We start from the raw sequence: 25,483 nt of genomic DNA, 5'->3' as shown, positions 1-25,483 counted from the left end.
CAAAGATACCGTATTTATTTTATGAAAAAGCCAGATATGGCAATGCCGATAGAGATAACAACAGAGCATATTAAAACCGTTTCCTTGATATTTGGTCGCTTTATGGATTCTATATAATTGGTTACAAATACCGCAGCAGGAAAGAATGTAAAAATAAGTACAGGTTCTGATAAATTTTTTAAAACAAACACCACTAGTCCGACTATGAGGGAAATAAGTATCAATCTAAGAGAAATTACCCTTCCCAGCCCTGTTTTTCCCAATTTTACAAATGAAAAGAAAATAGAAAAAGCCACACTCAAAATATATAAAAAGACCAACGTGTGGTTTCTCCAATTTTGAAAAATCCCATCATCAATCTTAAAGGAAAACAAATAATGGTTTTCTAAAAATTCAATATTACCAGTAATCAATAAAACACTGTATATAATAATTGATATTGCAAAAAAAGCCACAATAGGGACCAGCCAGTTTCTAATTTTTTTTGGCTGATAGAAATAAATAGTAATAAAGACCAAGACCAAATAAAGCAGGGCCCAATCATAAAACAAGCTGGATATTAGCACCCAACTTGTAGCGTCGAAAATTTTCTTCTTTACATTGTTCAGCGTCTTAATACTGATCAACCTTCTAATGGAAATAAGGATAAATAGTCCCGATAATATTGCTTTCCCATTTGCCATTACCCTAGGAAAAACCAAAATAAACAACGTGAATATAAGTATGGTGTATGTATTTGCACCTGTTAACTTATTCCTACTTACTATAAAATTCACAACAAAAATACTGAGCAATAATGCCACTAGATAAAAAAGTTCCAAGGAAATTGTTCCAATTAAAATGTTCTTTGAAAACAATAAAAAAGAGGTAGCCCAATAAAAAAGGAACAGAAAGGAAAGCACAATAATGAAACTTATAGGCTTTGTTTTTCCAAAAATGCTTGAAATCATCTTGGGTTTTACTATTTTTGTATCGTAAATATAACTAAGATGAAGTCATTTTTTGAAGGTATAGAGGATTTATTTGTCAATGTTCTTTTTGCTCCCTATGATATGTTCCGTTTTATGGAAAGCTGGTGGGCTTCAAACTCCATCAACTGGATTTTTATGCTGATAGGTGCAGTAGCCATGGTTTATTGGATGCTACAGCTTAAAACATTTAGTGACAATGGTGAAGAGGATAAAAGTATTTCTTCCCACTCTTACCTATAGGTCAAATCCAATATCTTTACGATAGTACATTCCATCAAAATGTAAGTTTTTCATATTTTGATATGATTTTTGCAATGCTTCTTTAAAATTGCCTCCATAAGAAGTGATTGCCATGACCCTACCCCCATTAGTGACTACTTTTCATTCTGACAGTTTGGTGCCTGTATGGAAAATGATTGAATCTTTAATGTTTTCGGTTCCGGTGTTTACTTTTTTTTATATGTTTTAGGACAGCCCTTAAGATAATTAATAAAGGTTTCAGTTTAATTATTGATAGCTCTATGGTCATAATTCCGCTTAAAACCTGTATGCCTATACTATATGTAATTAAAAAAGGTTGCGAAATTTAATCCAGCGCTATTCCAAAATATACAAACTCCAAGTTATTTTTTCCGTTATTAACCAACTCATGTTGAGATTTGGCAGGTATTCTAATAAAAGTTCCCGGTTTTAACTTTATTTCTTCGTCATTAACTTTGTAAATCCCTGTTCCGTTGATGAAATAAAAAAGTTCATCCATTGTTGGATGTGCATGAAGTTCGCAAACTTCTCCTGGCATAAACAAACCATGGGCAAATTGAGTTAGCTTGGAATTGGTATCAGTATTCTTTAAAAAAACCTTTTTTAGCCCAGAAAGGTGAGCCGTGGACTCACCTTCAATGTTTTGTATGTATTCAAATAACTTAACCTTAGTTGACAAGGTTCCTGCTTTTTAACTGTTTAGAAATCCACTTGAATGTGATTTCGGTACTTTCCCTTAGGCTCATTGATGGTTCCCAGTCTAGCTTTTCCCTAATCAATGCATTATCAGAGTTTCTACCAGCCACACCTGTTGGGCCTTCAATATTTTTAATGGAAATGTCCTTTCCAGAGATGTCAATAATCATTTTTGCATAGTCATTAATGGATATCATTTCTTCCGAACCAATATTTACAGGCCCTATAAAATCAGACTCCATAAGCCTTCTTATTCCTTCAACACATTCGTCGACCAATAAAAATGAACGGGTTTGCTTACCATCTCCCCAAACTTCGATATATCCATTGTCCTCTGTTTCTGCCACTTTTCTGCAAAGAGCGGCAGGAGCCTTTTCTCTACCCCCGTCCCAAGTACCTTGGGGGCCAAAAATATTATGAAAACGAGCGACTCTTACTTCTATTCCATGGTTTCTATGATATGTAAGATATAACCGTTCGCTAAAGAGCTTTTCCCAGCCATATTCGCTATCTGGAGCGGCTGGATATGCAGAATCTTCAGAACATTTGGGATTCTCAGGATCCATTTGGTTATACTCGGGGTACATACAAGCTGATGAGGAATAAAAAACTTTCTTTACCCCTTTATTTTTTACTTCTTCCAATACATTAAGGTTACATAATGCTGAGTTATGCATAATATCGGAATCATTATCACCAGTAAACACAAACCCTGCGCCACCCATGTCGGCGGCAAGTTGGTATACTTCATCAAGATCTTCTGTCACCACTTGTTTGACAACATCAATATTTCTAAGGTCTCCTATGATAAACTCGTCGGCATTGTTGTTTCCATACTCGTTTTCTTTTAAATCAACTCCTCGAACCCAATACCCTTCTTTTTTCAAGCGGTTTACAAGATGTCCCCCGATAAATCCTCCAGATCCGCATACTAAAGCTTTTTTCATGTTTTTTTTTTTAAAAAGTTTCCATTGATTAATTCAACAAAGTTATAATAAATAAAAAAAGGAACAATATCAAAATATCTTTTCCATAATCTTTTCGGCTCCATCAGCAATCTGAAGAACCATTCCATACCTAATTTTTGTATCCAACTAGGCGCTTGTTTTACATTGCCAATATGAAAATCAAATGCCGCACCAACACAGCATATATAATCGACCTTAGTATATTTGGATAGATTGCATGCAAAAACCTCTTGCTTCGGAGTGCTCAGACCTATCCACACAATGTTAGTTTCTGTTTCATTGATGGTTTTTGCAATGGCCGGATAATCATAATCGTACACATCGAGGAAGGGAGGACAATATGTTCCTGAAATTGTTGCTTCAAATTGGTTTTCGCAGACTTTTTTTAGTTTGTCTGCTACACCTTCTTTTCCTCCACAAAGAAAATGGGTCGTATTTGTGCTTGCTGATGCAATCATGGTTTCTTTAAAGAAATCTGGACCATAGCATCGCTTCATTTTTTTTGCTCCTTTTAATCTGCCTATCCAAGCAGAGGGCATGCCATCAGGAAGGTTGAGAAAGAATGAATGAAGGATTTGCCTAAATCCTTCATTTCTTTTGGAATATACCAAGCCATGTGCCCCTGTGGCACTCACACACCTTGATTGAGAAGAGCCATTGTTGGTATGTAAAAGTAGGTCTACCGCCTTTTCAATGTTTATTGCAAATATATTTATTCCTAAAATTTTTACTTCCTGCTTCACTATTTGTTGTTTTTCATGCTAATCATTGCTCATCCAATCAAGCTTTTACCAAAAGTTAGGCTTGGCTTGATGTTTGAAATCCTTTGTATTTTTAAATTGAATTCAAAGCTTTCGGAGATGTATAACGGAGACCTGAAAACAAATTTGTCATTATTTTCGGTCTGGCTCAGGGGATGACCTGCGTATATAGTGCCAAATTCCTCGCTAATTTCATCTATCCATTCTTTTTTGAAATATCTCATTGAACCATACGGGAAAGCCACATTTGTCAATTTTGCTTCGAAATGCCGCTGAAAAAAGTTTCGGTTTAGGTCAAGGTCAGTTTTCACATGGGACAATTGCAAATCACTAAAAGTAACATGAGAAAGTCCATGATTCCCAAAATCAAATCCTTGTTGAATTAGGTCTGAAATTTTATCAAGCCCAATTGGTTTGCCATTTATCAAGCCTAGAGAATTATAATAGGCGTTGATAAGACCATCACTCATCAAGTTTGGCGCAAAATTGATGAAAAAAGTGCAGGTGGCACCTTCTTCCTTTAACATTTGAGCCATTTCATACCATGTTTCATAGTTATCATCAAAACTAAGATATACTACTTTTTCCCCGGTTTTTTGATTATAATTATAGCCTCTTATCACATATCCTTTATTTTGGGCAAATCGTATAAATTCTTTTAGATAAGCGTTTTCGTCTTTGAAATAATGATGAAATATGTGTATGGTCTGAGGATAAACCCCATCTTTCAGTATTTTATCAAAAAAAACTCTATTGAAATTAAAAATCAAGCGCTTCATAATGTGGTTTAAAAAATAAAGTATTTACCTCCTCCAGCTTTTTCTGCTTTTCTGAGTAATCGCAAACCATTTTTCTGGCATCAATAATCTCCTGTCTATTTTCTAATATGAAATTTGCTATGCTATCTGTGTCCGGCAATACAGTTAGATTATCAAAAACCGGTGTGAGTTCTTCTACAGCCCCCACAGATAAACTAATAGTGTGCACTCCATTTACACACGACTCGAGAACTACGGTAGGGACCCCTTCAACTTTACTCGTGAGCACAAAAAGGTCTATTTGCGAAAATAGTTCTGACGGGGACATATTAGACACAAAGTTAACCATATTAAGTTTTAAATCAATGGCTTTGTCCATTACATCGTGCTGATAATAGTTTTCTTGTCCTTTGGAGTTTCTCCCCTGAATTATCCAATTGAAATCAACATTGTTGTTGTTCAGTGAATGTGCAATTTCCACACATCTTTCGTGAGCCTTTTGCCAATTTCTATTTCCAAGGGTTCCAATGGTAAGAACACCCTTTTTTTTACTTTTTTCAGCAATGACTTCTTTTCGTATCGGAGGAAAAAAAACTTTGTTGAAATCATTAATTTCAATGCCATATGCGGCTGCAACAGACTTGCCGGTAAGAAGGATTTTATCGGCAAGGAACTTGTGCGTGTTTCCAATTATCTTTCTGAATGGCTTTGGTGTAAATAACCCTGGTATTTCAGAAATACTTTTTAATCCATGTGTCTTGGAAAAAACAAGACCAGTGATATATAACGAGCCATAATTTATGACTGCCGTATTGGAATTAAGGTGGCTTTTGAGCTTGAAAGAGAGCCTTATTGTATCTAAAATCAAAATGAGCGGAAAAAACAAAACGGTTGGAATATTTCTCTTGGTAGGCCTCCATAGGCGCAAGGGACAATAGATTATATCATTGTTGTTGTGAATGGCCTCGAATTTAGAAATGCCTTTGGGGGCTATGATAATATGTCGTCTTTTGCCCTTTTTTATTGCCAATTGCACAACTTGGTTATGAGGGCCTCCAAAAGTTCTAGTATATAATATATGAATGCAGTTCATTTACTTATTGTTATTGGAATACAAAGACTGATATAGCACCGACATCTCTAGTCAACGGAGTTCATTTTTTTGAAGGCTAAATAAGTGTTGGCTTTTGATTTCATCTGGCATTTTTCCTGAAAAGCTATGCCTCTCAAACCCAAGAGGCAAAAATATGGAATTATTATGATTCAGATGCATTCAGAATCATGATAATTCTATGTGGGTAGCACACAGGCCTAATAAATGGATTCACAACATGCCTTGGTCGAATGCCTGTTTCTCATAAAAACACGACCTTGTACTATTGTTCTTTTTTATTAAAAATGCTATTCATAATGTCCAAAGTAAGGGCCTTGTTTTTCAATGGGGGTACTCTAGGAATATACCTTTTATCATTGGCCAACAACTCCTTGAACTTAAAGGCGAAGGTTTCAGGTTCCCTTAAATCAAATACGGCATGCATGTCAAGGTCTATCATGTCCACGACATCAATTAGTTTTTGATGATATGGTATTATCAGCATCTTACACCCTACCAAATAAGCAATTACTGCAGAGTGGTATCTTGTTGCAATAAAATACTCGCATTCGACCAAGGGAGCTACAAATTTCTCAGTGTCATCTGTATGCTCATAAGTTGTTATCCTAACTGGGTCAATTTTATATAAATGTTCTTGCAATTTTTTACTTAATGGGATATCAGATTCTTTAGGTCCCCCTCTAAATACAAAGATTCGGATGGATATAGTTGTATTTCTGTAGATAGCCCCTATTTCAGGAATTATGTAATCATCCCATAAAGTATCTTCATTAGGGTTGGATGAATAGCTGAAAGAAGTAAGCGAAATACCTACTAGTGTTTCATCTTTTGTCTTTATATGCCCCACTTCTTTATGAAGAGACGCCAAATCAAACGTAAGGTGTTCCCTCGAAGAACATGGTTTTCTTGACAAGTTGTTCAGGTTTTTTAATGAAATTTTGTCTCTTACGGTAATGTGGTTGGTAAGCAACAAGGATAGCTTTGTATATTTCTTGATTAGGGGAGAATCCAATGGAGCGTATCCTACCCCGAGATAATACACTTTTTTGAAACTTAACCTATATAATAAGGATATAGCCAATATCTTGGTGAGGTATAAATAGTGCCTTTGCAGGCGTTTTTTGTGATAGTCATCGTGGAAATGCGTACCACCGCCCAGAATTAATATTTTGGTCTGGAAAAAGACTTTGAGTATGCTTAAGAAACTTGGAGAGACAAAAGTAGCTTTAGTTGCCGAACTATGTCTTTTTTTACATACAATAAAAATTTTACCAATTATTTTGACAGTATCAAGATATTCAAGCAATGCTTCCAGCATAAATTCATCGCCGAAATTATCTCCTCCGTAGTGACCAATAATAAATGTATTTTTTCTTCCCATTACAAATTCCAACTTTTTTTTGCTTTTTTAATAGCCATATTATCATTCGACCCATTTTCTTCCAGCCAATTGTATAGTCTGCCAAAAGGCCCCTTATATATATCCGAAAGTTCTTGGGTCAGCCCAGAGTTTAATTGAGGGCTCTTGGTTTTGGACGATATCTTGATGAGCTCACTAATACCGTTCAATACCTTAGTGGCAAATTTATTGACGGGCATTTTTCTTTCTAGATAAACAAGTGTCGAGGAATAGCTGTTGCCCTTTGGTTTTCTTTTTAAGGAGGATGGCATATAGCCCGGGGAAACACCTAAAAAAGAATAAATACCATGCAAAACAGTTTTAGGGGTATTTTGAATGTCATCGAACAAAATTAATCTAATGTTATCTTTTTCAAAATTTTCATGAAGTTCAATTATTGCATCAGTGTATAGACTTCGTCTGATCAATTCTGAATAAATAGTGTCAGAACCAGATTTGTAGTCATCAATTGCCTTTCTAATACCATCTTCTAGCGACCCATCCTCGATAATGTTTTTCCTCATTAGCCAAAAAAAAGCTGATATCGTACGCTCTACAGGGTTACGAAGCGCAGCTATGATTTTAATGTCAGGATATTGCTTGCGAGCCAGCTCTATGGATGCAACGTCCCAAATATAATCTACAGAAGCACTGCCAAGCTTTTGGTAGGTGGAAGCATCCGAAAAAAGACCTTCGAACCAATCAAGACCTTTTTGATCAAAGGTTTTGCCTCCAAAATAGTAGGTTTCATTTTTTCCTCCTCCCACATAAAGCTCAGGGTGCTCATTAAGGCAGTGGTAAATCCAAGTAGTGGCGCACTTCTGCGCTCCAATTAACAGAAAATCTAGGTCCATATGATTTTAGGTGTCCATGAATAATTTGTAAAACTACTCAATAAATTAATACTAGTCTTACCCTTGATTATATCCAGAAACCGGTTTGATTCTATATTTAACCAAAGGTCTGCAAAAATGATAGATTAAAAAGAAAAAAACCAGCGAAATAGTCTCTTTTACAATTGATGGGCCAATCAAGCTTTTTACGGAAATAATCATGATGAATGAAATAAAAAGCATTGAATCATATCCTCTTTTCAACGAAATATGGAACATTTTGGCCAATACAAGAATAAACAGAATCAATGAAATTATGCCTGAGTTGAATAAAATCTCGAGATAGGTATTATCCAGATTGCTCTTATAAGCAAAATGAGGGTCAATCGTGGGTAAATAAAACCTTGATCCAAAGTAAAAACCGTGACCCATGAGCAATGACTTCCAATCGATGTTCTCTATTGCAAAGGCCCAATATTTTACACGCCCGGTCAATTCGAGAAGCTTTGAAGTATCCCCATCTCGCAAAATGTAAACCTCAATAAAATCGGTTTGAAAGACCGCATAAAGAATAATGACAAAACCAGCAAAAAAAACAATTGCAAATCTCTTAATGTTAGTGAGCAGGTACAAAAAGACTATTAATGCAACAATCAAATATGCAAATCGCGATTTTGTTCCAAAAATTACTAGAATACCAACGATAACATTAATGACATCTATAAAAGTTTGTTGTCTCCTATAAAATAAAAAAACAGAAAAAGCCAGTGAGAAAAGTACTAACTCGGCCATTTCATTAGGTGGGATATACATTAATAAATTTCCCGCAATCCGGTTTTGATCTATGAAAGACCCCACCTGTGAAGCTGGAAATAAAAGACAGCTAACACTAAAAACAAGAACAATATTTCTATAGGAGATCAGAAAATTCTGTGCGTTTCCTACATGATTAAAAACTGTTCTAGCAGCATATATAAGAATAAGTAGTTGAAAAAACTTTGAAACACTGATAATAGGGTTTAGGGAGATAATTGCGCTTAAAAACATAAAGGCATAAAAACCATTCATTAGCCAGTTTTCCCGATTGAATTTGAATGTTATACCCCAGACCTTTCCTTTTAACAAAAAAATGGATAATAGACATCCCAATGAAAAAATATTACCGATTTTTATGATGCCAGACCTCGCTTGATCTACATCATGTACATGTATGCTGTCTTGAAAAAGGCCTTTTCCATATACAGCCAACAACAACAATAAAACGAGAATATAATTAGTTGTCTTGGAGTTCATTTTTTCCTAAGGTATGAAAATAAAAAATGAACTGTCCAAACAGCGGGAACAGTCATCAAATAATATATTTCCTTGGCATCTATAAACTGAAATAGACTTAAAATCACTACAAGACTCAATTGAAGCATAACCATAAGAAAAAGTTTCTTCTTTTTCTTGTTGATTACCAACAATGGTCCCAACGGGCCAGCTGACAGAAACAGTACACCGCCAATAAGATATATTATTCCATATTCCGAAACAAAATCATATTGTTTCCCATATAAGAGCGCAAATAAACTTTTAGCGAAAAGGAAATACATCAAACAATAAAAGACAGATATTAAAAAAGAAATTTTTCTAAGTTTTTTAAATTCTGCTACTCCATGTTTTTTTATTGCTGGAAGGGCAACAAAATTGATAGCGCCTTTGGTTAGGCTAAATACCAAAAAAACAAGGCCATGAACGCCAATACTTGCCACCACTTCTTTTTCAAAGAATAAGGCCGCATTTAACTTGTCAAATTGAAAAAGGTAAACAGTTCCAACACCTTGAAATGCATAGGTAATATTGGATTTCCATATTTTTTTAAGGGACACGAATATTCTCTGGGTCTCTGGCCTGATTTTGATAGTTCCATCAAAGGTTATCCAAGCCAAAAAAAATGGAATAGCAGAACTAACTAAGATGGCGATCGGTATCCCGTCAATGTAATACACGCTGCAAAACAGTGCTGAAACCAAAAGTAAAATAGATTTTGTTACATCCTCAATCAAGATGGGCTTTCTAAACGACATATCGTAGGTCATTGAACTACAAAGCACCCTGGTTATGGACGTGAATATGGCCGCATATATCAATGCAATAATATTATGTATGGGAGTGGTCAATGGGCTAATTGACATTGTGACGCCTCCAAGTAACAGTATATGTCCAAAAATAAGTATGAAACGAATCTCATCGGAAATATCTTTTGGGTTGTTTTTAGCAAAAACCCCATTGTCCAAACCAAAAGATGTAAGAACGCTCATTACCCTTACAATGCCCCAATATATCAGAAAATCCCCAAAAAAATCCTTTGAAGAAAATAAACTTATTGCAAAGATAACCAAGGCACTACCTACTTTGGATGATAGCCGAAGTAATATGGAAGATATATTCTTAAAATTCATATTTTAAGCCTGAAGGTGTAATTTACTATTGATGACCATTTTACTAAGAGATTTATATTTAATTTGAAAATATTTTTGCAATTCTGTGTGTCACAATAATTAATTTATCTGAAAATGACTGTTGTTTAACCTTATTTAAGGTTGAATCCAAAAGTTTGCTCTTGCAAAGATATAAATCTTTGATGTACCTCATCTAGTGTCAAAATGTTTGATGCTTCTCAATTTATTAATCAAAAAAAAGTAAAAATTTAGAGTTTTTAAGACTGGAAAGCATTCTTTGTTTTTGGCCTTCTAATTTTTCGAGACATAAATACAATCAAACCGACTTTGGGCAGATAACTCGAGATTAAAATACCGTACTGATTGTCTTGGCTTTAGGTTAATTTTTCTATAAATCAAAACCTAAATCTTTACGGTAATACATTCCATCAAAATGGAGTTTTTCCATATTTTGATAGGATGTTTTTAGTGCTTCCTTAAAGTCCTTTCCAAAGGAGGTGATTGCTATTACACGACCTCCATTAGTCACTACTTTACCATCTGAAAGCTTGGTGCCTGCATGGAAAACGATGGAATCTTGAATGTTTTCGGTTCCTGTGATTTCCTTTCCTTTTTCGTACGCTTCTGGATAACCTCCAGAAACTGCCATTACGGTCGTTGCTGCACGCTTGTCAATTTGAAGGTCTATTTGGTCCAACGTTCCATTGGCCATTGCAGAAAGCACCTCAACCAAGTCACTTTTTAATCGAGGAATCACTACTTCGGTCTCAGGATCACCCATTCGAACGTTATATTCAATTACTTTGGGTTCTACACCAACTTTAATCAAACCAATGAAGATGAATCCCACATATGGCAAATTATCTTTTTTAAGGCCATCTACGGTCGGTTTTACAATTTGCTGCTCAATCTTATCCATTAAGACTTCATCCACAAAAGGAACAGGTGAAATGGCGCCCATACCCCCTGTATTGAGTCCAGTATCGCCCTCTCCAATTCTTTTGTAATCTTTTGCTGTTGGAAGTATTTTGTAGTTGGTTCCATCGGTAAGTACAAAACAGCTTAATTCGATACCATTCAAGAACTCCTCGATAACCACAGTGGCACTTGCGTTTCCAAATTTGGAATCGACCAACATAGATTTGAGTTCATCTTTTGCTTCCTGTAAATCTTTTAGAATCAAAACTCCTTTTCCAGCAGCCAAACCATCGGCTTTTAAAACATAAGGTGGACTTAGGCTTTCCAAAAAAGCATAACCTTTTTCCAGAGACTCCCTAGTAAAACTTTCGTAGGCTGCGGTGGGAATGTTGTGGCGCATCATGAATTCTTTGGCAAATTCCTTGCTTCCCTCAAGTTCAGCTGCGGCCTTCTCAGGTCCAATTACAGGAATAGACTTTAACTCATCATCATTCAAGAAAAAATCATGAACTCCATTGACCAAAGGGTCTTCAGGTCCTACCACCACCAAGTGGATACTTTTGTTAATCACCAATTTTTTGATGGCTTCAAAATCGTTTACTCCTACCTCAACATTAGTGGCTATTTGAGCTGTTCCCGCATTACCAGGAGCGACAATCAATTTAGAAGTTTTAGGACTTTGAGAAATTTTGAGAGAAATGGCATGTTCGCGTCCGCCAGAACCCAAGACCAAGATGTTCATGATTCAATGTTTTGGCAAAAATAATTCAATTCAAATTGAATTTAGTGATTATTTTCAAATGATCTGAATATACTTTTGACACGAATTACACAAATTCCTACCATTTAAACATTGCATCGATTGTCATCTTGAGCGTGTGCTAGAAGTTTATTATAAAGCAGGTTTCTCAGCAGCTTTTCTTCTTCGAAAGTACAATGTTTACTTTTTGTTATGGGCTGTAAAATCTCGGTGTTCTGTTTTTTCCAATTCTTCTGTGGACAATCCCTTGAAAAATTCAAAGGTTTTTCGCATGCCTTCTTCACGCCCAACCTTTGGTTCCCATCCCAAAATTTCTTTTGCCTTGGTAATATCGGGCTGACGTTGCATGGGATCATCTTTAGGTAGGGGTTTGTAGATAATCTTTTGATCCGTTCCTGTAAGTTTAATGATTTCCTCAGCAAAATCCTTAATCGTGATTTCATTCGGGTTACCAATATTCACTGGGTGTGTATAATCACTCATCAACAAGCGGTATATACCTTCAATTTCATCATCCACATAGCAGAATGAACGGGTTTGGGACCCATCTCCAAAAACAGTCAAGTCTTCACCACGAAGTGCTTGCCCCATGAAGGCGGGTATCACACGACCATCGTTAAGTCTCATTCTAGGGCCGTAGGTGTTGAAAATTCGAACAATTCGAGTGTCTAATCCATGGAAACGGTGGTATGCCATGGTGATGGATTCTTGGAAACGCTTTGCCTCATCATAAACACCTCTGGGGCCAATAGTATTTACGTTACCGTAGTACTCTTCTGTTTGTGGATGAACCAATGGATCTCCATAAATCTCAGAAGTTGAAGCAATCATGAAACGTGCTTTCTTCTCCTTCGCCAGACCCAATAAGTTATGCGTTCCCAAAGCACCCACTTTAAGTGTTTGTATGGGAATTTTAAGGTAGTCTATTGGGCTGGCTGGCGAAGCAAAATGAAGAATATAATCTAACTTTCCTGGAACATATACAAAGTTGGTGACATCATGATTATAGAAAGTAAATCGTTCCAAAGGAAAAAGATGCTTGATATTTTTAAGGTCTCCAGTAATCAGGTTATCCATTGCAATGACCTCATGGCCTTCGGCAATAAATCTGTCACAAAGATGGGAACCAATAAAACCCGCTGCTCCAGTAATTAAAATTCGCTTCATCTAATGTTATATTAATCGCGTTGAGTGTACATGCAAACTTAACTTATTCAATCGCTTTAAAGAAACTTTTTTGTTAATCATTAGCAAATTATCGATTCAATAGGCTTTTTCCTCGCCTTTGATAACATTCAATACTGTCTGCCAAATTATTTTAATATCCAGTAGCAAGGACCAGTTTTCAACGTAAAAAAAATCATATCGTGTCCTATTTACAATGTCTTCATTTTTGACAATCTCTCCCCTACAACCTTTCGCTTGTGCCAAACCTGTTATTCCTGGTTTTACATAATGTCTTAGCATATACTTTTGAATGGTGGTGTTATATTCTTGATTTTGCCTCCATAAATGTGGACGTGGGCCAACCACTGACATTTGTCCAAATAAAACATTAATAAATTGTGGGAACTCATCCATACTTGTCCTTCTTAAAAAGGCTCCTATTTTGGTAACTCTAGGGTCATTTCTAGTAGCTGACATTTCGGTGTCATCATTAATTGCCATTGTCCTGAATTTATAACAGCCGAACCCCTCCTCCTTAAACCCTGGTCTATTTTGTTTGAAGTAAATAGGACCTTTGGAGTCAAGCTTTATCAGTAGTCCAATAATTGGCATAAGCCATGATAAAAGAAATACAATTATTAGAGAGGAGAACATCAAGTCGAAAACTCGTTTGGCAAACCTATTGAATGGATCATCTAAGGGTATATCACGAAGAGATAAAATAGGTAAATACTCATAATAATCCAATTTCAAGTCTTTGGTGAAAATTTCCTTGTTGTCAGGAATAAACTTGAGCTGTATTAGGTTATTATCAGCATAGCTAATAAGTTTTACAATCTCTTTGTTTTGTAATTCCTTTACTGAACTATATATTTCGTCAATGTTTTGCTTCTCAACATATTTAAAAAAATCCGTAAACTCAAATTTATCATCCTTAGGGGAAAATTGTTTGACCACTCTATAGCCATATTCTCCATGTTTTTCAAACATGTTTATAAGTTGATTTGTTTTGTTGTTGCTCCCTAGGACTACTACATATCTCAAATTTCCTTTTATTTTGGCCCTATAAGTCATTAAAAAATAATAGTTGAGAAACTTAAATATGAACACCAAAACAAAAACTGACAAGAAAAAAAGGCCAAGATTTAATCTACTTATGTTGGGCTGTTTAAAAAGCCCTATAAAAGCATACAAAATCAAAAAGAAAAAAAAGAATTGGGTTGCTAATTTTTTCAGGATAACAGGGGCTTTGGTATACCTGTACATTTCGTAAAACCCACTTTTTATGGAAAGAATCACCCATGCCAAAGTAACATATGAATGGAAAAGTAATCGCTCATAAAGATGCATTGGCCATAAATATGCAAAAACATTAATTATTGCCAAATCAATAATATATGAAACAGGTGTAATCAGATTTGAATATGGTCGTCTTCTGTTAAAAGGCATTTTGAGTGTTTCTATTAAGGTTTACAGGTCATCAATTCTAAAAACCAAATTTTTTTATATCCAAAAAACTTTAGACACTTTGTTTTCAGATAACATTTAAATCAAGGCTAATTATTATATTTCATTTTTAAGTAATAACCGCCATTATTTGTTTACCCTAATTCCAATCAAATAGGGGGTTTTACTTGCAAATGTAGCCAATGGGCAATTAAATCTATCATAAACCTTTATTGTTTTTATACCATCTTCATGGCCGACCTAAATTACTTTTTGAAAAAAAAGACAAACAGCCATAGAAGGAAAAAAAAACCATCGTCAAATTTCTCTCAAAATAGGACTCAGTTAAGCCTGCTAAAATAAATACTCCCACAAATATTACATAATACATGTTATTTGATAAAATTGCAGCCCTAATCATGTAGGCAAAGGAAAGAAGAAACATCATAACCCCTAAGATTCCTATTTCCAGAAAAACCTGTAAGAATATATTATGGGCATTAAAATTATTGTCCGTGACCAGTAGTCGATTATGCATATATACCTTGTAGCATAATTCAAGTTGATCTTTTTGGTCTCCAACGCCGACACCTATAACAGGATCCGTTTTAATAACCTTTACAGTGCAATCCCATATAGACTGTCTCATTCCTCCCCAATATTTATCTTTACTGTTTTCTTGGCTATAATTTACCACCTCTTTCATTTTTCCCCCAAAGTAAGGGTTAGCCCAATAGTTTATGCATATTGCCGCTGTCATTGCAAAAAATATTTTGATAAAAAAGAACGGCCTTTTTATCAGAACCGATTTTGCAAAGAATAGCACACAAATACTAAAAGCTGATAGAAAAATAAGGTTTCTGCTATTGAGCAATACCAAAGTAATGGTCAAAATGGAAATAACTATTGTCTCCAAAGCATTTAGTCCAAACAATTTAATATGGGGTTTAAATAGTTTGATGTAGGTATAAGTAATTACGCAAAAAGAAATTAGTAAAGAAAGGCCTAAAAAATAATTGTCTACAACCGAGGTAGATATGTTGTTTTGTGTTAAAGCTTCCAAACCATACTTACCCAATAAAACCCCATATAACTGTTTGCCGATAGAAAGAACGCTTACTAAAGTTAAGGAGAGCAAAAAACCTTTAAATGCTTTCAAATAGGTTTTTTCTCCCATTTCTTTCTTAAAGGATAAAAAAAATAAGGGAAAAAGCAGTATATAGGATTGGGAATATATCTTGTCTAATCCATATTCGATATTATCCGTATATAATAAACTTACTATCGAATAGAGGTAATAAGAGCTTACTATAATCAAAAAAATGATTTCGCTTTTACCAAAAACAATCCCTCCTTTATAAACCCTATAAATCCAATAACCGATTAATAGAATGAATGCGGAATTGAACAAACCTCTACCAAGAGGGATAGTAATGGCAAAAAGAGTAATTAAATTTTCCCAATTTATACAACTCTTGACTTTAGAAGTAATCATCTTGTACACGAGTTAGTTAGATTCTCCTTAAAAAATAAAGAAGACCCTACGAAAGGACTTGAAATATTTGCACATAATCTTAAAACTTATTTTGACATTTAGAATTAAGTAAATGTCAAAATAAGGTGTTATCAATGAATAAATTCATGTAAATCTACATTTTTGAGCGTTAGAACAAATATTCTTTGTTTAGTTATCTTATCCTCAACTCCAAAATTCATTCTTTCAAACAAACTGTCCTTTTTCAAGGTTAAGGTCTTACAAAATACCACTGAATCACCTTTAGTTTTAGGGTTATTCATAACAAGGTTAATTTTCTTATCACTATCTGACCAATTTTTAAACCCATGAATAAATGCTCGATGGTTTTTAGAAAATTGAGATACATTTCCCATAAGGCTTAGGTTTAAAACATATTCGTTTGTATTTAAGTCTTTATGAACGAAAAATGAATTGACTTCATAGTCTTCTCCCTCAAAAACATATGGGTGCTCAATAAGACTTATTCCCAAATTGCTTCGCTTATCAATTTTATATATTTTGCTCTCCCTTTTGCACCCAACCAGTATGATTAATATAAAAGAAAAGAAGCATCGATAAACCTTGATTTCAAATTTAATTTTTTCAATCCTATCCAAAAGAGGTATGTGTTATTTTAAACCACCATTCCTGCAGCAACAGTTTCGTTTGAAGTGTCATCAACTAGAATAATACTGCCCGTAGTTCTATTTTCCCTATAAGAATCTACCATTAAAGGTTTTGTAGTTCTGATTTTTACTTTAGAAATATCGTTCATCTGTAAATCTTTGTCCTCTTTATTTCGATCTAAAGAGTTGATGTCTATTTTATACACTACCTCCTTAATCATGGCCTTCTGTTCATTTGAGGTATGCTTAATAGTGTATTTTGTCCTAGGTTGGGCTGCCCTATTGTTTAACCAGCATAACATAACCTCAATATCCTGCAATGCTTCTGGTTTATTATTTGACCTTACAATCATATCCCCCCTGCTTATATCTATATCATCCTCAAGTGTAATAGAGACCGACATTGGCGCAAAAGCTTCTTCAATTTCGCCATCATAAGTGCCAATAGTCCTAATTTTAGAGGTGAAGCCAGAAGGCATTACTGTTATTTCATCTCCTTTTCTCAGTACACCACTTGCCATTCGTCCGGCATAACCTCTGTAGTCTATATATCCTTCTCGTTGAGGCCTTAAAACTGTTTGTACTGGGAAGCGGGCATCTACCTTGTTTGTGTCGCTACTAATATGCATGGTTTCTAAGGTATGTAGCATTGGGGCTCCTTGGAACCATGGCATATTTTCTGATTTATGTACCACATTATCCCCAAGCAATGCACTCATAGGAATAAATCGTACATCTTTTACCAGCATTTTAGAAGAAATCTCCTCAAACTGCGAAACAATCTCGTTATAAACATCTTCCGAAAAATCTACTAGGTCCATTTTATTTATACAAACAATCACATGTGGAATCTGCAATAGCGAAGCGATAAATGCATGTCTTTTTGTCTGTTCAATAACCCCGTGACGTGCATCAATTAAGATGGTCGCAACATTTGCCGTTGATGCCCCAGTAACCATGTTTCTGGTATACTGTATATGTCCAGGAGTATCGGCAATTATGAATTTTCTCTTTGGTGTTGTAAAATATCTATAAGCAACATCAATTGTAATTCCTTGTTCCCTTTCGTCCCTAAGTCCATCTGTAAAAAGTGCTAAGTCTACACCTTCATGCCCCTTTTTCTTACTAGTGTTTTCTATTGACTGTAATTGGTCCTCAAAAATGGATTTTGAATCATATAATAATCTTCCTATTAAGGTGCTTTTTCCATCGTCTACACTTCCTGCCGTAGTAAATCGTAATAATTGGTTGTTATCTAACATAATGCTTATAATTTGTAATTAAAAATAACCCTGTCGTTTACGGTCTTCCATGGCGGATTCAGATCGTTTGTCATCACTTCTATTTCCTCTTTCAGTCTTTCTCATTCCCGAAACTTCTTGGGCGATTTTCTCCAATGTGTCAGCATCAGATTCAATACCACCAGTAATCGTAATATCCCCCAATGTTCTAAAACGTATTCTCTTCATTACAATTTCTTCATGGTCTTCTAGTATTAAAAATTCTGAATTGGGTATCCATGAATCTTGTCTCCACACCACTTCTCGTTCATGGGCAAAATATAAAGATGGGATAGAAATATTTTCTCTTTTTATATAATTCCAAACATCCATTTCTGTCCAATTACTAATTGGAAAAGCCCTAAAATGTTCTCCTTGAAAATGTTTGCCGTTAAATATATTCCATAGCTCCGGTCTCTGGTTTTTTGGATCCCATTGCCCAAAATCATCTCGGTGAGAAAAAAACCTTTCTTTCGCCCTTGCTTTTTCTTCATCCCTTCTTCCTCCTCCAATAGCACAATCTATTTTATTTGTTTCAATAGCATCCAAAAGAGTTGTTATTTGTAGTGCGTTTCGGGTTGCGTTTTTACCCCTTTCTTCAGCAACCCTACCTTGATCTATTGACTCTTGTACAGATCCAACAATAAGTTCAACTCCCAATTCTCTAATAATATCATCTCTGAATTTAATTGTTTCAGGAAAGTTATGTCCCGTATCTACATGCATTAGGGGAAACGGAATTTTTGACGGATAAAATGCTTTCTTGGCTAAATGTGTGACCAGTATTGAATCTTTACCTCCCGAGAATAAAATCACAGGGTTTTGAAATTGTGCCCATACTTCCCGCAAAATGAAGATGGCCTCCGATTCCAATTCATCTAAGTAGTTTAAATAATATTTACTCATTATTTATAATTTCTAGTTTTAACTTGATTTTTTCATATATCATTTCAACTGATTCTTTCACAGTATCATGGTGTGTCACCTCAACATCTGGATTTATGGGTGATTCGTATGGCGCAGAAACACCTGTCATATTTTTAATTTCTCCTAATCTCGCTTTTTTGTATAATCCTTTCACATCACGCCTTTCACACTCCTCTATACTTGTGTTTACAAAAACCTCAATATAATTATCTTTTCCTACTGTAGTTTTTATCAATTCACGGTCCTTCTTGTAAGGTGCCACAAATGCGGCTAAAACCAACATTCCTGCATCAATAAACAATTTGGAGATCTCCCCAATTCTACGATTATTCTCTGACCTGTCCTCTGGACTAAAGGTAAGGCCTCTATTTATTCCTAGGCGAATATTATCCCCATCAAGAATATATGTTTTAACATTACTTCTATAAAGCTTTTCTTCCAAAGCATTTGCTATAGTTGATTTCCCTGATCCTGAAAGTCCAGTAAAAAAAATAAGAAAAGAATTGTGGCCATTAGCCATTCTTCTTGCCTTTCTGTTTATGACAAAGCTATGGGATGTTATGTTCTTTTCCATTTTTTTGCTCTATTTCTTTTATCCAAACCAAAATTTATTCTATACCAAAGTCTCTCGTGGAAATAATAAAGTATCATTTTTGTCAACACTTCCGCAAAACCAATCTTTAATCCAGTTAATGGATTGCCTGATATAAACCATGACAAAAGTATGGTGTCAATCGTTCCTACAACGCGCCAAGTAATCGTCTTTATTAAATGCCTTTTTTGACTATCAGGTAATTTTATTCTAAACCAAGCCCTTTCATGGGCATAATACAAAATCATTTTTGTGGCCATTTCAGAAAACCCTATTTTCAACCCTGTTAATGGGTTTCCGGTAATAAGCCAGGACAAAAATATTGTATCCAAGGTTCCTACTAACCGCCAGGTAATGGTTTTCGCTATATGTCTTTTATATGACCCGTTTCCCACTTCTATTTTCTTACCACGAAATAATCATTTAACAAGCTATCCTTGTTGTATTTTAATTCTGAATTGGTCCTTTTAGATATGACTTTTAACCCTACTGCGCTGCATATAGCGTGTCCCGCCGCGGTATCCCATTCCATGGTAGGCGCAAACCTTGGATACACATCGGCCCTGCCTTCGGCAATAAGACAAAACTTCAGAGAACTACCTTTAGAAACAATTTCTACTTCATTAAAATCCATCCTAAGATTTTTTATAAAATCTTCTGTATCCTGATTCATATGAGACCTACTTCCAACAACTTTTATTAAGTCATTTTTTTTGCTAATAGTCGGTATGATTCTGTCTTTTTCATCAAATAGTTCTCTGGTCAATATATGCTCTTTGTTCAAAACGGTTTTATATGCTTTTTCTTGTTTGACATCAGAATAATAAAGTTCTCTGGTCACCGGGACATATATAACCCCAAGTATTGGGACGCCTTTTTGAACTAGAGCAATGTTAACCGTAAATTCTCCGTTTCTTTTAATAAACTCTTTTGTTCCATCCAATGGGTCTACAATCCAACAAAAAGGCCAATCCTTTCTGTCTATATAACTAATTTGTTTGTTTTCTTCACTAATAATTGGAATATTGGTTCCCTTTAATTCCTCAATTATAACATTATTGGATGCCGTATCAGCAGCTGTTAAAGGAGAGTTGTCTTCTTTACTTTCTATTTTGACTTTTCCTTGTTCATATAATTCCATGATGCTTTTCCCAGCCTCTATGGAGGCCTTAATGGCAATTAAAAATGAATCCGATTTTTTCATGCTAATTTCTTAAAAACGCTTTGTAATGGTCTTTTAACAAAACTACTATAATTATTATCCTTAACAATCTTTATTTTGTTGAAACCGTTATCCTTCACTGTTTTTTCGGCAAAACCAAACCAACCAACAAATTTTCCATAATTAAAGCGACAATTGTTATCTTTTTGATTTTCCTCAACAATAAATTTTAAGTTGGGCTTTCCATAATTACTAATAGTCCTAAGAATATCAGCTTTTTCTATTTGGCTTTTATAGATCAATTTCAATAGAATTATAAATATGCCATTCTATAGCGAATTGAACTACACCTATATTACATAATTCATAAAGCATATTGACCAATGGCAAACATAAACTTGAACAAAAGCATCCTGAAAATTTCTCTCAACCTTCTACAAATATTCAATGTTTCTGGTATAGGTAATTTATCAATATTAATTAAATAGGTTTCTTGGAAGTAATTCAAAGAAGTTTAAAGTTATTGACAACAAGTCAAGATAAAAAAGTAAATTTGAGAATGCTGTTAATTATGAATTTTTCTTATATTTTATTAAATAACTATTTAATGACACAAGGCCTAATATTAAAAATAGCAGTCCCATAAAGCCCACAGGCGCCCAAAACTTATAACTATTCCAAATGCCCTTTAACTCTACTCCTCTTCTAGGAAAATCTGATATTACATTAAGTATGCTAGATTTGTTGGCTCTTTCCTCATTTAATAAAACAAGGCTTTGTTTTAATTTGTCCATCTGATTAATTAATGCCAATTCCCTATTGTCTTGATTTCCACTCTCACCAAGACTAATATTTGTTCCTTGCGCAGGCTTTTCTGCCTCTTTTTCCATGACCCGTTTATATAAGCCCTGTAGTGAGTCTATTTCGACCAATTGTTTTTTATATAAACTGTCTTGCAAGGATATATTTTTATCATTTATACTTTGTTGCAATTGAAAATATTCGTTTCTCGAAATAGAATTTATTATAGAAGATTGAATTTTTTTTGCAACAGCATTGTTTGTTGCTTTAACAGAGATTGTATGAAAACGAGCATCTAAAGAATTAAAATTTTTTAAATAATTTTCAATGTCTATTACCTTTTGTGTGGTTGTATCCAAACTCTTTACAAACCTATCAAAAAGCTGCACCTTTTGGTTTTCATCAGAATAGGATTCAACCTCAAACTCATTAATAAACGCAGCTTCCTTAATAGATATATTTAAAGCTTCTGCCAAAGTAACAGAGTCTTCCGCCTCAGCTAATTCATTATAAAAATGAATGTTATTATATAGTTGCTGTACACTATTAAAATTTGGCTCTACCACCATAGTGGATAAATACTTCGGTTCTTTATTCATGTCCAAATAAATCCCTAAAATAAGACCTAGCAGTCCTGCTATGGCAAACTTTATAAAGTGTTTTTGAATAAATAGAAGAAAAAGAATTATTATATGAAATATGCCTTTAAAGATACTTCCTATAAAATTGAAAAACTTTTTAAAGCCATTACCTATAAGTTGAAATAACTGCCCTAAGTCTATTTCATCAGAGGTTTGTGGTGTGTTTGGTTGAACTTGTTTTGCCATTTATTTAGTATTGAATATCTGAGTTAAAATCTTATCTGTAATTAAATAGGTGGGTTTTACGCCTGTTGCGCCTAAACCTCCCGATGCTAAAGTACTTCCCGTTTCCAAAGGGTTATCCGATGCATAGTAGGCATATCTAATTGTTATATCCTCCCTAATGCTTTTTCTTATTTTTGACGCCGACTGTATCGCTTTTTGATAATGCACTCCCTCCATTTCCAGACCAATCACATTCCATGTGGAATCATGAAAAAACTTTAAAATATCCTTGTTCTGGAGAGATGTTCCTAAAACAGTTACCATGGCTCCTTCATATACATTTAATCCATATCCTTTAAAATCTTCCGCGCACAATGCATTTTCAAAAGGGTAGTTATCCGCCGTTCCCTCAAAAATATGTGCAGAAGGAATCATAAGATCTCCTTTTCCCCCTTCCAAAATACCAGCTTTTCCCATAATGGAAATAGAGTTTATATTTAAAAACCTCTTCGGGCTCTTTTTAACAAAATATGGCTTTAAAAACTCATCTATGGTCTCATAAGCCTGTTCCCCAAAAGCATAGTCCATTACAAAGATAACAGGTTTTTTGTCATTTGGTATTTCCTTGTCAATTTCATAACAGCAGGTATCCTTTCCCAGTTTAGCCATATCAAAAATCTGCACGTCTATATTAGTTCCAGAAGTGTCATTTATGGAAATCATTCCATTTTTTGTGGCAATTTCTTCTACTTTGGTTCTTAAAACAACATTTTCAGAGTTACTAAGAGTTTCATAAATTTCTAAGGAATCCGTATTTGGGAACTCTTTTGATAGCGCTCTTTTTGCAAATAAACTATTCATTACACTATGCATATTTGCGCTTATAATGTGAATAGGTCTTTCTAACAAATCATATTTAACAAGGGTTTCTTTTATTTTATTCGCCCATCTTTCCCCATGGATATGATGTCCCAAACGCTCCCTCAACAGCGCGCTAAAGGCAATGGTTCTTTTTTCACCAGTAGTCTCCTCTTCAACGGCAAGTTTCCCCAACCAATAGACAATTTTTAGGAATCTTTCTGGATTTTCTTTAGAAGAAAGCTTACCATAAATGTCTAGTGTTTCCTCGAAAGACCTGCCCAAAATATTTGCAGTATGTATCAACGCAACCTCTCTTTGGTCTTGGCTAAGCTTTCCTTTTGTTATAGCTTCTTCAAGTTTTTGCCAATCCCGTATGGTTTTATCCGTATCTTCTATCAATACCCTATCACAAATCTTTTTTGATTCTATAAAGAGGAAGGTAAGGTGGGTAAGAATGTCATAAATATCTGAGCGCCCCCTTGTAATTTCAATATTCATTTGCTCATCATCTATTCGATAACAATTTCTCCTTCTCTTAGCAGGTACGATAGGTTTAAGATGTGATTTTTTATATCCTTCATCAGAAGTTAGATTTATAAATCTACACTCCTCTATTCCTTCTGGTAGGCGTTCAAGAACATAGATAAGGCCATTAAGTTCGGCTTTTTCTTCGGCAACAGTCCCATAAATCTCTGGGCGCAAAAGTAACAATGCATTTCTTAAGGCTTCACCTGAAACACCAGATGGTTTGTAAAACCCACGGTTAAACAAGTGCCTCATAGTAATGTACAAACGCTCAATTGCATTTGTTGATTCTTGAGCTCGGGTAGTGTTCTTTATTTTGCTCATATTTTCTCGGTAAAATTACATCTAATATTTTTCTTACCAAGTTATTGGATAAAATATCCTACGTTTAAGATTCTTTTTGAAGCATCAAAGCGTCGGCAACTTTTCGATCATTGGATAAACGTTGAACTTTGTTTTGTCCTCCCAATTTTCCCATAGACTTCATATACTCTATAAAACCTCCTACTTTGATATGGGTAATTTTTAAAGTTTGAAGAATTTTTCCATCAATCAAATCAAAATAATAACTATTCTGCTCTTGAAGTGATTTGTCTAAAACCTCAATGAACTTTTTCATTTCCGATGGTTTTTTTTCAAACTCAATTAGCCATTCATGATAGGGCAGTTCATTCTCTTTTGGATTGATTTGAGGCGCGACTGTAAATTCATTTACCCTTGCATCTGTTGCTTCAATCGCTTGTCGCATAGCTTCCTCCACTTCTTTTGCAATGACATGTTCCCCAAAGGCAGAAATAAAATGCTTTATCCTGCCCGAAACTATTATTTTAAAGGGCTTTAAAGAAATAAACTGAACGGTATCTCCTAAATTGTACGCCCATAGCCCCGCATTAGTAGAGATTATCATCACATAATTTACTCCTAGCTCCACATCCTTAATAGTGATTCTCTTGGGGTTTTCATTAAAGAACTCATCTACCTTTACAAATTCATAGAAGATTCCTGAGTTTAACAACAAGAGCATCCCCTTTTCCTCTTGGGAATTCTGATATGCAAAAAAACCCTCACTTGCCGGAAAAAGCTCTATACTATCCACTTTTCTTCCAATAAGGTTTTCAAATTTGGACCTATAGGGCTCATAGTTGACCCCTCCGTAAATAAATAATGTAAAGCTCTTAAAAAGTTCGCCTACTTTTTTATTGGTCTTAACATTCAGCTTTTCAAAATACATTTGCACCCAAGAAGGAATCCCTGCAATAACGGTCATGTCTTGATTTTTGGTTTCTTCAACTATAGAATCCACTTTGGTTTCCCAATCTTCAATACAATTAGTTTCCCAGCTGGGCAATCTGTTTTTTTGAAGATATTTTGGCACATAATGCGCCGAAATACCCGATAGCCTTCCTAGTTTCACACCGTTCTTTTCTGTAAGCTCTGGACTGCCTTGCAAAAAAATCATTTTCCCATCAACAAAATCAGAATTTCCAGTTTCGTGAATATAATTTAGAATGGCATTTCTGGAGGCTTCAACCTGATTTTTGATAGACTTCTTGGTTATTGGAATATATTTTGCCCCAGATGTAGTTCCTGAAGTTTTCGCAAAATAAATCGGCTTTCCTGGCCATAAAATGTTCTCCTCTCCTGCCACCACTTTTTCCACGTAATTTTTTAATTCCTCATAATCCCTTATCGGAACATGTTTTATAAAATCTAAGTGGGTTGTAATTCTTGAAAATTGATGGTCGGACCCAAACAAGGTATCCTTGCCGGAATTAATAAGTTCCATGAATACCTTTTCCTGGGTTTCTATGGGACTGTCCACCCATTTGGAGGTTTTCCTTGCAATTTTTTTTGCAAACTGTTTTGCTGCGAGCGACTTTAAGGACATATC

At 34.9% G+C, this 25,483-nt stretch carries 25 protein-coding genes and 1 pseudogene; 1 reads left to right on the top strand and 25 read right to left on the bottom strand.

All coding sequences use genetic code 11. The features are described from left to right. Window positions 1-14: 14 nt before the first annotated feature. Window positions 15-950, bottom strand: coding sequence for a DUF6427 family protein (locus GGR42_RS09845; RefSeq protein ID WP_167963353.1), 936 nt, complete (start codon window positions 948-950; stop codon window positions 15-17). Between the two features lie 39 nt (window positions 951-989). Here GGR42_RS09845 and GGR42_RS09840 point away from each other — a divergent pair, with 39 nt between their 5' ends. Beyond that, window positions 990-1,211, top strand: a complete 222-nt coding sequence (locus GGR42_RS09840) for a DUF6341 family protein (protein ID WP_167963351.1) — start codon at window positions 990-992, stop codon at window positions 1,209-1,211. Here GGR42_RS09840 and GGR42_RS16985 read toward each other — a convergent pair. The 24 genes and pseudogenes from GGR42_RS16985 to GGR42_RS09720 form a co-directional block, all read right to left on the bottom strand. Continuing rightward, window positions 1,206-1,415: pseudogene (locus tag GGR42_RS16985) on the bottom strand (phosphoribosylglycinamide synthetase C domain-containing protein); the annotation flags it as partial. The gene GGR42_RS09840 and the pseudogene GGR42_RS16985 overlap by 6 nt on opposite strands. Window positions 1,416-1,557: 142 nt before the next feature. Next, window positions 1,558-1,911 (bottom strand): cupin domain-containing protein, encoded by a 354-nt coding sequence (locus GGR42_RS09830; RefSeq protein WP_209023953.1) that lies wholly within the window; start codon window positions 1,909-1,911, stop codon window positions 1,558-1,560. Further along, window positions 1,901-2,875 (bottom strand): NAD-dependent epimerase/dehydratase family protein, encoded by a 975-nt coding sequence (locus tag GGR42_RS09825; RefSeq protein ID WP_167963349.1) that lies wholly within the window; start codon window positions 2,873-2,875, stop codon window positions 1,901-1,903. The genes GGR42_RS09830 and GGR42_RS09825 overlap by 11 nt, the downstream gene beginning before the upstream one ends. Continuing rightward, window positions 2,872-3,639, bottom strand: a complete 768-nt coding sequence (locus GGR42_RS09820; protein ID WP_167963347.1) for a WecB/TagA/CpsF family glycosyltransferase — start codon at window positions 3,637-3,639, stop codon at window positions 2,872-2,874. The genes GGR42_RS09825 and GGR42_RS09820 overlap by 4 nt, the downstream gene beginning before the upstream one ends. Window positions 3,640-3,668: 29 nt before the next feature. Beyond that, the gene (locus GGR42_RS09815) at window positions 3,669-4,427 is read right to left on the bottom strand and encodes a polysaccharide deacetylase family protein (RefSeq protein WP_167963345.1); all 759 of its coding nucleotides are present in this window, start codon (window positions 4,425-4,427) and stop codon (window positions 3,669-3,671) included. Further along, on the bottom strand, window positions 4,417-5,508 hold the full coding sequence (locus tag GGR42_RS09810) for a glycosyltransferase (protein ID WP_167963343.1): 1,092 nt from the start codon (window positions 5,506-5,508) through the stop codon (window positions 4,417-4,419). The genes GGR42_RS09815 and GGR42_RS09810 overlap by 11 nt, the downstream gene beginning before the upstream one ends. 283 nt (window positions 5,509-5,791) lie before the next feature. After that, window positions 5,792-6,910, bottom strand: a complete 1,119-nt coding sequence (locus GGR42_RS09805) for a polysaccharide pyruvyl transferase family protein (RefSeq protein WP_167963341.1) — start codon at window positions 6,908-6,910, stop codon at window positions 5,792-5,794. Next, window positions 6,910-7,782: a sulfotransferase gene (locus tag GGR42_RS09800; protein ID WP_167963339.1), complete on the bottom strand. Its 873-nt coding sequence runs from the start codon at window positions 7,780-7,782 to the stop codon at window positions 6,910-6,912. Before GGR42_RS09800 ends, GGR42_RS09805 begins: the two co-directional genes overlap by 1 nt. A 57-nt stretch (window positions 7,783-7,839) precedes the next feature. After that, entirely contained in the window at window positions 7,840-9,054 is a 1,215-nt protein-coding gene (locus GGR42_RS09795) for an O-antigen ligase family protein (RefSeq protein ID WP_167963337.1), read from the bottom strand. Further along, window positions 9,051-10,205, bottom strand: coding sequence for a polysaccharide biosynthesis protein (locus tag GGR42_RS09790; protein WP_167963335.1), 1,155 nt, complete (start codon window positions 10,203-10,205; stop codon window positions 9,051-9,053). Before GGR42_RS09790 ends, GGR42_RS09795 begins: the two co-directional genes overlap by 4 nt. A gap of 388 nt (window positions 10,206-10,593) precedes the next feature. Next, window positions 10,594-11,865, bottom strand: coding sequence for a phosphoribosylamine--glycine ligase (gene purD / locus GGR42_RS09785; RefSeq protein ID WP_167963333.1), 1,272 nt, complete (start codon window positions 11,863-11,865; stop codon window positions 10,594-10,596). 198 nt (window positions 11,866-12,063) lie between these two features. Next, a complete protein-coding gene (locus tag GGR42_RS09780) occupies window positions 12,064-13,050 on the bottom strand; it encodes a UDP-glucuronic acid decarboxylase family protein (protein WP_167963331.1) in 987 nt (328 codons plus the stop codon). A 96-nt stretch (window positions 13,051-13,146) separates the two neighbouring features. Then, a complete protein-coding gene (locus GGR42_RS09775) occupies window positions 13,147-14,499 on the bottom strand; it encodes an exopolysaccharide biosynthesis polyprenyl glycosylphosphotransferase (RefSeq protein ID WP_167963329.1) in 1,353 nt (450 codons plus the stop codon). 247 nt (window positions 14,500-14,746) lie between these two features. Then, window positions 14,747-15,991 carry an O-antigen ligase family protein gene (locus GGR42_RS09770; protein WP_167963327.1) on the bottom strand — a complete coding sequence of 415 codons (1,245 nt, stop codon included), beginning with the start codon at window positions 15,989-15,991 and terminating at the stop codon, window positions 14,747-14,749. A 131-nt stretch (window positions 15,992-16,122) separates the two neighbouring features. Then, complete coding sequence (locus GGR42_RS09765; RefSeq protein ID WP_167963325.1) at window positions 16,123-16,629, bottom strand: hypothetical protein; 507 nt, start codon at window positions 16,627-16,629, stop codon at window positions 16,123-16,125. Window positions 16,630-16,646: 17 nt separating this feature from the next. After that, complete coding sequence (gene cysN, locus GGR42_RS09760; protein WP_167963323.1) at window positions 16,647-17,900, bottom strand: sulfate adenylyltransferase subunit CysN; 1,254 nt, start codon at window positions 17,898-17,900, stop codon at window positions 16,647-16,649. An 18-nt stretch (window positions 17,901-17,918) separates the two neighbouring features. Further along, window positions 17,919-18,824: a sulfate adenylyltransferase subunit CysD gene (gene cysD / locus GGR42_RS09755; RefSeq protein ID WP_167963321.1), complete on the bottom strand. Its 906-nt coding sequence runs from the start codon at window positions 18,822-18,824 to the stop codon at window positions 17,919-17,921. Continuing rightward, window positions 18,817-19,419, bottom strand: coding sequence for an adenylyl-sulfate kinase (gene cysC / locus GGR42_RS09750; protein WP_167963319.1), 603 nt, complete (start codon window positions 19,417-19,419; stop codon window positions 18,817-18,819). The genes cysD and cysC overlap by 8 nt, the downstream gene beginning before the upstream one ends. After that, a complete protein-coding gene (locus GGR42_RS09745) occupies window positions 19,404-19,832 on the bottom strand; it encodes a DUF2061 domain-containing protein (RefSeq protein WP_167963317.1) in 429 nt (142 codons plus the stop codon). The genes cysC and GGR42_RS09745 overlap by 16 nt, the downstream gene beginning before the upstream one ends. Before the next feature lie 2 nt (window positions 19,833-19,834). Next, window positions 19,835-20,641: a 3'(2'),5'-bisphosphate nucleotidase CysQ gene (gene cysQ / locus GGR42_RS09740; RefSeq protein WP_167963315.1), complete on the bottom strand. Its 807-nt coding sequence runs from the start codon at window positions 20,639-20,641 to the stop codon at window positions 19,835-19,837. Further along, window positions 20,638-20,907, bottom strand: coding sequence for a hypothetical protein (locus GGR42_RS09735; protein WP_167963313.1), 270 nt, complete (start codon window positions 20,905-20,907; stop codon window positions 20,638-20,640). The genes cysQ and GGR42_RS09735 overlap by 4 nt, the downstream gene beginning before the upstream one ends. 261 nt (window positions 20,908-21,168) lie before the next feature. Then, a complete protein-coding gene (locus GGR42_RS09730; protein WP_167963311.1) occupies window positions 21,169-22,227 on the bottom strand; it encodes a hypothetical protein in 1,059 nt (352 codons plus the stop codon). After that, the gene (locus tag GGR42_RS09725; protein ID WP_167963309.1) at window positions 22,228-23,916 is read right to left on the bottom strand and encodes a DUF6909 family protein; all 1,689 of its coding nucleotides are present in this window, start codon (window positions 23,914-23,916) and stop codon (window positions 22,228-22,230) included. A gap of 64 nt (window positions 23,917-23,980) precedes the next feature. Continuing rightward, window positions 23,981-25,480 (bottom strand): GH3 family domain-containing protein, encoded by a 1,500-nt coding sequence (locus GGR42_RS09720; protein ID WP_167963307.1) that lies wholly within the window; start codon window positions 25,478-25,480, stop codon window positions 23,981-23,983. Window positions 25,481-25,483: the final 3 nt, after the last annotated feature.

The organism is Saonia flava (genome assembly GCF_011927795.1).
GTDB lineage: Bacteria > Bacteroidota > Bacteroidia > Flavobacteriales > Flavobacteriaceae > Saonia > Saonia flava.
The sequence above is the reverse complement of the archived record's forward strand: the minus strand, read 5'-3'. Positions and strand labels throughout refer to the sequence as shown.